Raw genomic sequence first — 11,406 nt, forward strand, 5'->3', positions numbered from 1 at the left:
CACCTATTAGTGAACTATCCGCCTAAAGTGGCAGTGTCGAAACTGGTGAACAGCCTCAAGGGGATATCGAGTTTAATGATCCGGAAGAAAAAATATCCAAGCATTCAAAAAAAGCTATGGGGGGCGCATTGTGGTCGCCTAGCTACTTTGCGGGGAGCTGTGGTGGTGCGCCAATTGCTGTGATCCGCAAGTACATCGAGCAACAGCAAACGCCACACTAAAACAAATGGACGGCTTCGCCATCCGAGCTATCCATCCGAGCTATCCATCCCCGCCCTGAACGACGAGGCTTTCCGCTCAATTCCGGTAAAATTTTCCACTTCACGGGATTCAGTTTGAGATAAAAATACAGAACAAGCACCTTGTAAAAGTGCTAAGGATAAAATGATTGAGAGGATTATATATTTCATGCACGGCTCAATGATTAGCTGGATAATGAGGTTATTTTGCCGCATTAAAAGAACAATCGTTAGAGCGCTTTGTCATCAATTGAGATGACAAATGTCATGCTGTTGAGGTTGAGGTTGAGGTTGAGGTTGAGGTTGAGGTTGAGGATAATTAACGACAGCTTTATAGTTTGGTCAACCGCATTATTAAAATCCAGAGTGGGTAGTGGCCAGTTTTCGACTTTTTCCAAGCCTAAAGTAAAGTGTTTTTTATAAATGAAATTAAACTAATATTGGCATTGCGCCAATTTATGGTGATATTTAAGTCGTTTAAAAGTATGGTTATGACTCAAAAAACCAATACTATGACCCTTCGATTTACGTAACAACAATGCTTGCATTTTTAGGCTTTATTTATAGTTTTTGTTCATTAATCCAGCGTGTTTGCTAATTAAATCACCGGATATGTAGCGTAAATAGTAATCTTTATTAAATACATCGCATCACCAATTAAATGAACCAAGCCAAGTAAAGAAAACGTATCTAAGCAAATTATAAACAACACTATAGACAGTTAAAAAAGGAATATGGATGAATCAGTCAGCTAGCATGCACAAACACGAGAGTAAGTTAGGGTCATACAAAATAGCCCTATTGCTGTGCCTAATAAGTTTAACGGGTCTTCTTTCAAGCCAAACAATGGCGTTCACTGCGGCTCAAAAACAAAATTCAAGTGCACAAATGGCGACTGAAGTTAGCCCCAAACACACAGCGGTAGTTGCGAATGCTGTGCTGATGACACCGTCGATTTTGGATCTTAGTGCTACGCAGCAAGCAACGTTGATCAGTCAGGGTAAACTTAGCTCAACTGAACTCGTGTCAGCCTACTTGACTCGCATTGAAGCTATGGATAGAAAGGGTCCGAGTGTTCAGTCGATATTATCACTTAACCCGAATGCGCTAGGTGAGGCAAAACAAAAAGATGCTGAGGTTGCCCAAGGTAAAACACTGGGACGTTTGCATGGTATTCCGATCCTCGTTAAGGACAACATTGAAACAAGTGAGTTACCAACAACGGCCGGCGCTATTGCTTTGGCCGAAAACAACACCCAACGCGACGCACCTATCATTGCTAGATTAAAAGCCGAAGGCGCAATCATCTTAGGCAAAACCAACTTGTCACAATGGGCAAACTTTCGCTCGAACGATTCCATCAGTGGTTGGAGCGCACTGGGTGGTCAAACTCGCAATCCACATAGCCTTGACCGTTCTCCTTGCGGCTCGTCTGCGGGTTCAGGTGCAGCAATCGCGGCTCAGTTTGCGTCTCTGGCTATCGGTACAGAAACCAACGGCTCTATTATTTGCCCTGCTGCAATGAATGGCATTGTGGGTGTCAAGCCGACGGTGGGGTTATTATCACGCACTCATATTGTGCCTATTTCAGTAACGCAAGATACCGCAGGTCCTATGACACGTTTTGTTGAAGACGCTGCGCTCATGCTGTCCATTATGGCTGGTACCGATCCTGCAGACCCTTACACAAAGCTCGCGGACGGCCGCAAGCGCGACTACACAAGTGACTTAGACAAGCCCTTAAAAGGCAAGCGTATCGGTGTTTTTACCGCGGTGCAAGGTAACCATCCAGCAATTATTAGTGCATTCGAAGCATCGGCAAAAACCATGCAAGCTTTAGGTGCAGAATTAGTGATTATAGAAAAATTTGAGACGCCTGAAGGCTTTTGGGATAAGGCGCTCAATGTGTTGCTAAGCGAATTTAAGCATGAATTAAACCTCTACTTAGAACTAGCAGCACCCGCAGTAAAAGCACGAACCTTAGCCGACTTAATTGAATTCAATAAAGCTAACACTCGCGAAATGGTGTTATTCGACCAAAGTCTGTTTGAACAATCACAAGTAACCACAGGGTACGACAAAGACTATCTCGACACGGTCGCCTTTTTACAAAACGCGACTAGAAAACAAGGAATTGATTTACTACTCACTAAATACAACGTCGATGCGATTATGATGCCCAGTCGAACCCCAGCATTTTTAATCGACCCTGTTTTTGGCGACAACTTTGCTGGCGGCAGTGCAGGTGCAGGTTGGTTAGCAGCCATTGCAGGCTATCCGCACGTCAGCATTCCCATGGGTGAAATGAAAGGATTGCCTATCAACCTTAGTTTTATGGGAAAGGCTTGGGACGAAGCACTGCTATTAAACTTGGCGTATCACTACGAAAAAGAAACCAAGGCGATAATTAAACCTAGTTTTGCGGTCGGCGCATACTATACGTCTTATTTTAGAGAAGCGATGCGACCTTTGAAGAAAAATTAATCGCTGCCTATTAACAAGTCTGTAAGTCTGAAATAACAGTGAACTAGTCAAAAGCGCATAAAAAAGGCTGCTTATGAAGCAGCCTTTTTCAATTCAGCTTAAATTTTGCTCAGCGCAACCTATGCCGCTTTCTGCATCCAAGCTGAACACCAACCTTTAGCATTCACTAGTTTGCCTGGGAAAATTCCGCAAGGACGCCATTCTTGACCGTCTTCACCTTGTATGTATTGGCAATTTGAACAGTAGTGACCTTCCACTGCTGACTCGTGGACATATTTTAGTGCGACAGCAGTTGGGTCATCTAATTTAATCTGCTCTTGTGCATTAGCGCGCAGTGCAACGCCGCCAAGAGTTAAGCCGATAAGAGTAGAGCCTGATAATTTTAAAAAGTCACGACGATTAACATTGTTCATAGTGCGTATCCCAATTTGTAGACGAAAATAGAAATGATTCTCTTTTACACTACCCCTAAAATGCAAAAACTCGCCAGATAGAGGCGAGTTCTTAGGAATAGTGAAGTTTTTTATGCTTCTGTTTATACTTATACAGAAAAAATTTAGATCCATCCAGTTAAATTAAATAAATAAGGTGTTTTTGAACTCTCGTTTTATCAGTTTATATGCCTGCAACCAACATCTTAACTAATCGTCATCAATAAAGCGCTGGTCAAGGGGCAAACTGATTAAGAGCCAAACGATAAATGTTAAAACGCGAACAGCGACGCCACAAACCAACGGTAATTACTCTGAATATAGTATCATTATTACGCGTTACTACGTCTCTTTAGGCGGCATAATAAATGGTTTCTCATTCGTTTTGGCGTATCCCAAACGAGCAATTCGATGGCTTAAGTGATAAGAGTCTAAAGACGAAATCGCCACCGATCCAGCAGCTTCAATATCGACATAGCCATCTTCGCTAACCCAATAAGGCTCTACAATTACCTCCACCACCTGGCCAATCACCAGCTCAGTTTGATTAATTGCTAACAACTGAATATCTTGCACCTGCATGCCAAGCTTAATGCGTGACTCCAACACATACGGTGCCTTTACCTGATCCGTTGTTTGCGGCGTTAGCCCTATTTCTTCAAACTCACTCACCTGCGGATCAAACCTCGCTGATGCCCAGTGCGCCTTTTCAACAATGGAAGCGCATATATGGTTAATTGTATATTCACCCGTATCTTTAATATTTTGCAGGGTATCGCGAGGTACCGTATGTGGACGCATTATCATTCCTAATAGAGGTGGATGCGCACCAATATGAAAAACAGAACTGACAATAGCCAAGTTATCAACGCCTCTGGTACCGTCTTTACTGCTAGGAGAGCGCGTACCAATTAGGTTACCACTTTTAAAACCGGACAATGAATTAATAAAGTTGGCCCTAACGCGTTGCTCCATATTATCAATGTCGCTTGCGTTAAAATACTTTGGATCCGCTTTAACCTGCTTTTTGTTCATTTCAATCATCATCCCTTTTGGCAATAATCTCAATACCAAAGCCATTGTCGATAATACTCAGCTCGATGGGGGAGCAGCAAATGTGACAATCAACGATTTGTTGTTGCCCAATATCGTTTGCTTCATCAATCTCCAATTCGTTATAAGTCATACAATATGGACATTCAAATTTTTCAGCGATACTTAGCGTCATTTTATTACCCTGTAAACATATATCTTTTAAACACAACAGCCTAAAAAAACGGCCATTTTCACACCGCACTCACGTTCAGCGGATTAACGAGTGCATCATTAATTTTGTCGTCACGTTGCTCAATCTAACATGGTCTACTACGAATAGAATGTTAACTTGGACGTATTCATGGCTATAAAATTTTTAGCAGGATCGGATAACGCTATTGGCCTCTGGCCCGAGCGTCTGCATAGAACGTCAGATACCCCGCCGAATAAAAAAATCAAAGAACCGAAAATTTTAATTACAACAAAACACTGTATATGCAGACAGTTATTTAGTATGCTAATTCTTTTTTGGTAGCAAAATTATGCAGCGGCCCTTACCCACTTATTATTATTTGAGTCATTTTCATGAATTTTTAAAGTTTGTCACGGGCCCTTGTAACGCTTTATTAGATGGCAATGACATACAATTCATTGACGATTTCATGGCCCTTTCGAAACACCAGCAATGCCTAGTTGTTCGTTTTATTAATCGTAAGTCGATATTTGTAAAAGCCACGTCTTATGCTTACGAAGAAATCGAAGATATTCCCGATAATCTTAATTTTTTATTTCAACAACATTGGTTTATGCCAGTGCAATCAAAAAATATTGAAGCCTTTATAAATCACCTCACCAAACACGAAATCATTCAGGTCATCGATGAATTAAACGCGCCAAGCTTTACTGAAAAGCCAACATTGATGTATAAAAAATCCCAAGCCAAAGGCATATTAGCTGCCTGCATCTTAGATCCAGCTTACGTAAATGATGTCCACAAAACCGCTGTTGCAAGGTCGTATTGGCAAGAAAATTTTGAACAACATATTAGTTATTTTTTGTATCTCTATTTTGGTAATTTCAGATCTAAATTGAATCAATTTTCAATGCGTGACTTAGGGGTTATGCGCACTCGTAAGGAGCAAGCGCAAGTACTTGCTAGATTCGCCGACATTGCCAGCGCAAAATCAGCTTTTGTAATGCACTCGCGATTAAATGACATACGCAGCGAATTGCCTTTATTGACCCACTCAACGACCCTAAACCAACTTCAGACGTTGCCAAGCCCTGTAGGATCCAAAGCAGTTGAATTGGATGCCAAGGTACAATTTTTACTGGCTTGCGAGTTATTGAAACAAGATGCAACTGACGCCATCCGAGTTCTCAAAACGATAAACACCGATATAGCGCAGGAAAAATGGGCGCGGGAAGCTTACAAGCTGGGTCAGAAGGACGAAGTTGAAGCTGAACTAGAACGCATAATAGAAGCCCCATTATCTGAAGACTTATTAGCCTTTGCTGAAGACTTTTTAGCGCGTAAGTATCACAAGAAACGCACCAGTATATTGACTGATATGTTGCGCGAAAACAGCCAAACGATCCTTATTGACGAAATGCACAAAGGAGCCGTTGAACGCGGTGTCGTGGCTTATTATGAACAACGAAAATGCAGCGCCTTTCGCACCGAAAATGAATTATGGCGCGGGTTATTTGGCTTGTATTTCTGGCATGAAATATACGAACTACAAGGCTTAGGATTAACCAACGAGTTTGAACATATACCGGCATCGCTGAAAACAAATCAATTTTATGAATTTGCCTCAAAGCAAATCGATGAGCGCCTTAAAAGCACAGACACAAAGGCCAAGTTGATCCAGCAACTGTCGTTGTCCGCGGCAAAAAATTATGGTCAGGGTAATATTGTATTTAGATGGCGAAAAAACATATTGGAACGCCTTATTTTACTGATTAACTACAGTAAATTAGAGGCATTATTGGCGTTATTAGAAGCCATGACTCAAGATTGGAAAAACTTGAGTGATGGGTTTCCGGATTTAATGCTGATAGATAATGAAAAGCTGCGTTTTGAAGAGGTAAAATCAGAGGGTGACCAATTGCGTCGCAATCAACTTCTCAGCATACAAAAGCTCCGCAGCTTCGGCTTTGATGTGCGTATTACCAATGTAAATTGGACTGTCGATCCCATGCAGCCTTATGCCGTCATAGATATTGAGACTACAGGCGGCAAAGCACAGCATCATCGTATCACCGAGGTGGGTATTGTTAAAATGATTGGCGGCGAAGTGGTGGCTCAATGGCAATCATTAATAAATCCTCAGCGGCGTATTCCACACAATATTACGTCATTAACCGGTATAGACAACGACATGGTAGCTGAGGCTCCCTTATTTGCGGAAGTGGCTGACGATATTGATGAATTCACACAAGGATGTGTGTTTGTTGCACATAACGTTAATTTCGATTACGGCTTTATTAAAGAAGAATTTAATCGCTTGGAGCGCCACTTTCGACGACCAAAACTGTGCACCGTTAGAGAAATGCGAAAACACTACAAGGGCCTGCCCTCATATTCTTTGGCAAATCTCACCAAACATTTTAGTATTGATATGCAACGTCATCACCGCGCAATGTCAGATGCCATTGCTGCAGGTGAATTATTAAATATGGTGAACGAAAAGCGCCTTAAAGATAGACTATCTTGAGTTCTTTATAGATTTAAGCTCAATGATATTTCTTGCAATAGCAACTAATCCAAATCGCAAATATATAAGTAAAAATGTTATGCAGATAAGTTTTAAACAAAAAATGAAGCAATTTAGCGATGATGAAACCTCGCGGATCATTGAAATGGCGTGGGAAGACCGCACGCCCTTTGAAGCTATCGAACGCTTATTCGGCGTAACTGAGCCCCAAGTGATTGAAATTATGCGTCGCAATATTAAACGAAAAACCTTTAATAACTGGCGGGCTAGGGTGACTGGACGTAAAACAAAACACCTTAAACTACGTAGTCCCGATGTCAGTCGTGGCTATTGCTCATCCCAATACAAAGCAGTGCGTAAACGCTAGGCGTTTGCTATCTGCGACTTTCTATATCATCAAAAATACCGCGTCTAAACTGCGCAGTTACGTCAAAGTACCATATGCTTTCTTGCTTAGTTTGAGGGTCTTCTACTTTAATCGCATTCATAGGCCTTTGTTCAAAATAAACAAGCGACTGCCCAATTGCGATCATTCCATTAAGTTGCACAAATGCGTATAAGTCATTAGTACTCGTAATGTAGAAAGCTGTCGCTGGGGTTGAGCCATCTCCTGAGCGCCAAATAGCGTCCATAAAACCGTCGAGTATTACGTTGTGATATTCCCCGTTCTCTTGCTGACCCGATTCAAAGTAACAAATCATTGCACCATAGTGACCGGTAATACTGGTATAATTTTGTTCTAAGATGAGCTCGGTAGATTGCAAACAAGCTTCCCAATTTTGTTCTTCTATGCTGGCAAAAGCCACTAACTTTTGGGCTTGCTCAACGTTCCCATACGGGCTGTATTTTTTGGTTAGTGGATATATCCTAAGGATATCGTCAAAATCACTTGCTTGGGCCTCTTCACGCTCAAATTTAGCGACCAATGCATAATAGTCGGCGTCTGATTTAGCGTAATCCAGAATGTGTTGTTTTGCTTTACGCTGTTGTTCTTTTGCTGACACTGCTTGATTATTAGTTTCCGGTGAGGAGGATTGAGTTGTTGCATCAGTTGATCCACAGCCCGAAAAAACCAATGTTAAGATGATTATGAAGAATACTTTTGTCATGGTTGAAGAGATCGTTAGCATACTTGCTGCCTATTAAAAGTTTACAACCAACAGAATAAACTTCAACTAATTTGCAAAACCACACACCGTGGATGAATTAGTAACTCTCTGGTCGATACTTTTTGTGGAACGTTTTTATATATAGTCGTTCAACTTTATCACGGGCCCACGGTGTTCTGCGCAAAAATTTCAAACTACTTTTAATCGAAGGATCAGATTTAAAACAGTTAATGTTTATACGATAAGCCAAGCCCTCCCATCCGTACTGTTCCTCTAAGTTCTCCATAATCGTTTGCAGTTTAACGCCATGCAGCGGATTATTAGCTTGAGTATTGCCAGCGTCGTCATCGGTCTCAGGGGAAGTAGAAAAGGTTGAAGCTTCATCTACTTCAACCTTTGATTTTTTATCGTTCATATCAGCTCACTAGCTAGCGTTAATTAAAAAGGTAAGAAGTTGAACGCGTATTCTAACTCAGTTGTGGTGACATTTTGAATACCAAAGTTAATTAGTCCTATTCGGCTTATTAGTTTTTCAACTAACTCGGGTGCTCCAAGCTCACTATTCACCAATCTCACTGACAATAAAGAGCCATCAGGCTGTATAGTCAAACGTACTGTCAACTTGCCTTCAATAGAAGGGTCTTGACGCAAAGCGCGGCGATATAATGAATAAACCGCACCTTTGTTGGCGTCTAGTATTTGTCGAATGCTGTCTAGGTCGCGGCTACCAATAACGTCTTGTGTTTCTTCAATACGTTGTTGAGTCGCCAATGAAGCTTCGCCTATTTCAGCGCCAACAAATTCGGTATTTCTACGCCCTTCCAGCGCACCTGCCGCACCCACATCTGAACTCAAACTACCTAGTTTTATACCGCCACTGGTTTTGTTGGTTTCTCGGCCCAGAATTTTGCGCTGAGAAGTGTCTGTTTGTCCGCCACCTTGGGTCTGCTGAGTGTTGGCTAAATTAGTCAGGTTAGCTGTATCTCGCATGCTTGCAAGCTGGTCCTGCAAGGCGAGTACACCTTTACTTTTTGCCGATTCGCGCGCCTGTTTGGTCTTTTCTTCCAACGTTGGCTCTTTCGGCTTTGGCTTCGGTTCAGGCTTAGGCTCAGGTTTTGCTTCTGGCTTCGGCTTTTCAGGCTTAGGCTTTTCAGGTTCGGGTTCCGGCTCAGGCTTTGGTTCAGGCTGAATCACTTTTGGCGGCGGCACAGGCTCCTTGGCTTTAATTAATTTTGCCAATTGCGGCGGCAACTTGTCACGCTCTGCTCTTGGTACCTCAGGTAACTCAGTAATTTGTACGTAAAATGCAATCGCTAACGTCAGTGCCAGCAGCACAATTGTGATGCCGGTAAACGTTGAATTTTCTTTATCACTGCTTTCCCACGGCAACAATGAATGAAAGTACACTGAAGGCAAGTTTGAAGTACTCATGAGCCATCACCTTCAGCGCTAGCATCTGCTTGTGTATCAGCGGGTGCAATTTCGCTACTCGCTTCAAGTTGATTTTCTACCGCCAGTGCAATGTTGGTATAACCCGATTCAGCGCTGGTTTGCATGATTTTCTTGAGTATCTGATAAGGAACCGATTTGTCACCCATAATGGTAATTGAAAGACCCGGATCTTCTTCTGCGTCAGGATCCTCCGGATCAATCGGAGCCCTAGTTGTGCGCGATGCTTGGTACAGCAATTCTTCTTTCAGTGCTAATATTATATAGTCTTGCTGTTCATATAAGTCTGCTGTTTTCGCAATAGGCTTGCCTTGCAACAAAATATTATTTGCATTAATCATCAGCAATAAGGTTTCTTTGGCCGGTGTTTTCACTGTCGACTTTGGTAATTCAACCGAATCGTCACGTTGCAACACTTGCACATCTGACGCATTAAGCATCAAGAAAAAAACCAATATCGTGAATATGTCCATCAATGACACTAAGCTAAGCTTGGTTGTGCCGCGTTTATGGTTTCGAGCCATGCGTTTAGCTCGGGCTGACATCTTCATTGCGCGCCTCCCGCATTTTTTAACTCATAGCTTGCTGGTGCTTCGGCAAGTGATACTTGTGGAAACAACTCGGCATCAACAACCGAGGTTATCAATACCTCTTTGTATGAGCGCGTTGCATCAATCAAGCTAATAATGGTTTGATAGTCTGTGCTATCGGGAAGCATTAAAATAATGTCTTTTTTATCTACTGCCTTGTCTAATAACGTTTGCTTTACCAACTTTAAAGTATTCTGTAGGCCTTTAAAATCGTGCTGTAACGAAGGTTCTGCGCCAGTGGAAACAAGAGCTTCGCCGTCTTCGTCCACAGCCGGTATTTTGGTAATGGTTTTTACCAAATAACCTTGTGGAAAAAAGATGTTTAACGAGTCATCGGAAACTAAAATCTCCAAGCGTTGTTCCTCAACTGCTTCATCTGCTCCCAGTGCCTCAATGCCGGGAAGTATTAACTCCACAACTGTAATTCTTGAGAACACCATCATCATTAACAAAACAGGCACCAATACGATCATCAAATTCATGAAAGAGGTGATGTCTAATTCAGCGTCTTCTTTCTTAGCGTTACGCCCATGACGTCGTCCAATCATAAGAATACTTCCTACGAATCTGACTGGCGGGTTTTAGGGCCCAAATTCTCTTTGGCAATAAGGGTGTTTAAACATTTCACACCTGCCATTTCCATGCTGTCCACTATTTCAGCCGTCTTGGTGTTTAGCAACGAGTGCAACAATAATAATGGAATTGCAGCGATTAGACCAAACGCAGTCGTGTTCATCGCTACGGAAATACTTTGTGACAGCAAGCTGGCTTTCTCTGAAGGGTCCGCATTGGCAACTGCTGAGAATGCTGCTATTAAACCAATAATCGTACCTAATAGGCCAAGAAGCGTTGAAATATTGGCCAGCATTCCCAAATACTGGGTGCGTTTTTCAAGTCGAGGAATAGTTTCCATCAACCCCTCTTCCATCGCATATTCAATATCTTCACGACGTGGACTAATACCTAAACGAGCAATACCTGCACCAATAACACGAGCAATAGGCGCTGCACTATTTTGCGTAACTTGGATAATTTTATCGAAATTTTGGCTAGCTAACAAAGGCTCAATTTCGCGAAACGCCTTTTTATTAGTGTGTTTTGCAAACCCCAAAAACCAATAACGTTCTAGCGCAATCGCTAAACCAATAGCCAACACAACTGAGATAGGGAACATAAAAGCTCCCCCTTCTTGGAAAAAGCGAACGATGGTGTCCATGATATCCTCTTTAATATAGTGATCATTTAATAATCTAGCCTCAATAGTTCTTGATGAACACAGCAATTGAGCGCTAAAGTTTAAGTTGTTGATAGTCTATTCGAATACGTTCTAATGTTATGTATTATGAACC

The 11,406-nt window shown here is 42.0% G+C and carries 12 protein-coding genes and 1 pseudogene; 4 read left to right on the forward strand and 9 right to left on the reverse strand.

Annotated elements, in window-relative coordinates; translation table 11 throughout:
* Positions 1-45 precede the first annotated feature (45 nt).
* Both G399_RS20485 and G399_RS0109510 read left to right on the forward strand, forming a co-directional pair.
* Positions 46-221 (forward strand): annotated as a pseudogene (locus G399_RS20485) (transposase).
* Between the two features lie 756 nt (positions 222-977).
* A complete protein-coding gene (locus G399_RS0109510; RefSeq protein WP_006014036.1) occupies positions 978-2,723 on the forward strand; it encodes an amidase in 1,746 nt (581 codons plus the stop codon).
* 119 nt (positions 2,724-2,842) lie between these two features.
* Here G399_RS0109510 and G399_RS0109515 read toward each other — a convergent pair whose 3' ends face one another.
* The 3 genes from G399_RS0109515 to G399_RS0109525 all read right to left on the reverse strand — a co-directional run bounded on the left by G399_RS0109515 (position 2,843) and on the right by G399_RS0109525 (position 4,382).
* Complete coding sequence (locus tag G399_RS0109515) at positions 2,843-3,136, reverse strand: high-potential iron-sulfur protein (RefSeq protein WP_006014034.1); 294 nt, start codon at positions 3,134-3,136, stop codon at positions 2,843-2,845.
* 360 nt (positions 3,137-3,496) lie between these two features.
* Entirely contained in the window at positions 3,497-4,189 is a 693-nt protein-coding gene (locus tag G399_RS0109520; RefSeq protein WP_006014033.1) for a flavin reductase family protein, read from the reverse strand.
* A 1-nt stretch (position 4,190) separates the two neighbouring features.
* Positions 4,191-4,382, reverse strand: coding sequence for a zinc ribbon domain-containing protein (locus G399_RS0109525; protein ID WP_006014032.1), 192 nt, complete (start codon positions 4,380-4,382; stop codon positions 4,191-4,193).
* A gap of 349 nt (positions 4,383-4,731) precedes the next feature.
* Here G399_RS0109525 and G399_RS0109530 point away from each other — a divergent pair, with 349 nt between their 5' ends.
* Together G399_RS0109530 and G399_RS0109535 are read left to right on the forward strand one after the other, a co-directional pair.
* Positions 4,732-6,909: an exonuclease domain-containing protein gene (locus tag G399_RS0109530; RefSeq protein WP_006014031.1), complete on the forward strand. Its 2,178-nt coding sequence runs from the start codon at positions 4,732-4,734 to the stop codon at positions 6,907-6,909.
* A gap of 79 nt (positions 6,910-6,988) precedes the next feature.
* The gene (locus tag G399_RS0109535) at positions 6,989-7,276 is read left to right on the forward strand and encodes a TIGR03643 family protein (protein WP_034896772.1); all 288 of its coding nucleotides are present in this window, start codon (positions 6,989-6,991) and stop codon (positions 7,274-7,276) included.
* 7 nt (positions 7,277-7,283) lie between these two features.
* On the opposite strand, the gene G399_RS0109540 is transcribed toward G399_RS0109535, so the two are convergent.
* The 6 genes from G399_RS0109540 to G399_RS0109565 form a co-directional block, all read right to left on the reverse strand.
* Entirely contained in the window at positions 7,284-8,039 is a 756-nt protein-coding gene (locus tag G399_RS0109540) for a DUF4919 domain-containing protein (RefSeq protein ID WP_226989007.1), read from the reverse strand.
* Between the two features lie 76 nt (positions 8,040-8,115).
* On the reverse strand, positions 8,116-8,331 hold the full coding sequence (locus G399_RS22525; protein WP_026843616.1) for a VF530 family protein: 216 nt from the start codon (positions 8,329-8,331) through the stop codon (positions 8,116-8,118).
* Between the two features lie 125 nt (positions 8,332-8,456).
* Positions 8,457-9,449: an AgmX/PglI C-terminal domain-containing protein gene (locus tag G399_RS0109550; RefSeq protein ID WP_006014026.1), complete on the reverse strand. Its 993-nt coding sequence runs from the start codon at positions 9,447-9,449 to the stop codon at positions 8,457-8,459.
* Complete coding sequence (locus G399_RS0109555; RefSeq protein ID WP_026843617.1) at positions 9,446-10,018, reverse strand: ExbD/TolR family protein; 573 nt, start codon at positions 10,016-10,018, stop codon at positions 9,446-9,448. The genes G399_RS0109550 and G399_RS0109555 overlap by 4 nt, the downstream gene beginning before the upstream one ends.
* Positions 10,015-10,605 (reverse strand): biopolymer transporter ExbD, encoded by a 591-nt coding sequence (locus G399_RS0109560; RefSeq protein ID WP_006014024.1) that lies wholly within the window; start codon positions 10,603-10,605, stop codon positions 10,015-10,017. Before G399_RS0109560 ends, G399_RS0109555 begins: the two co-directional genes overlap by 4 nt.
* A gap of 11 nt (positions 10,606-10,616) precedes the next feature.
* Positions 10,617-11,273, reverse strand: coding sequence for a MotA/TolQ/ExbB proton channel family protein (locus G399_RS0109565; protein ID WP_006014022.1), 657 nt, complete (start codon positions 11,271-11,273; stop codon positions 10,617-10,619).
* Positions 11,274-11,406 lie beyond the last annotated feature (133 nt).

Origin of the sequence: Brumicola pallidula DSM 14239 = ACAM 615, from assembly GCF_000428905.1 — a bacterium.
GTDB classification, from domain to species: domain Bacteria; phylum Pseudomonadota; class Gammaproteobacteria; order Enterobacterales; family Alteromonadaceae; genus Glaciecola; species Glaciecola pallidula.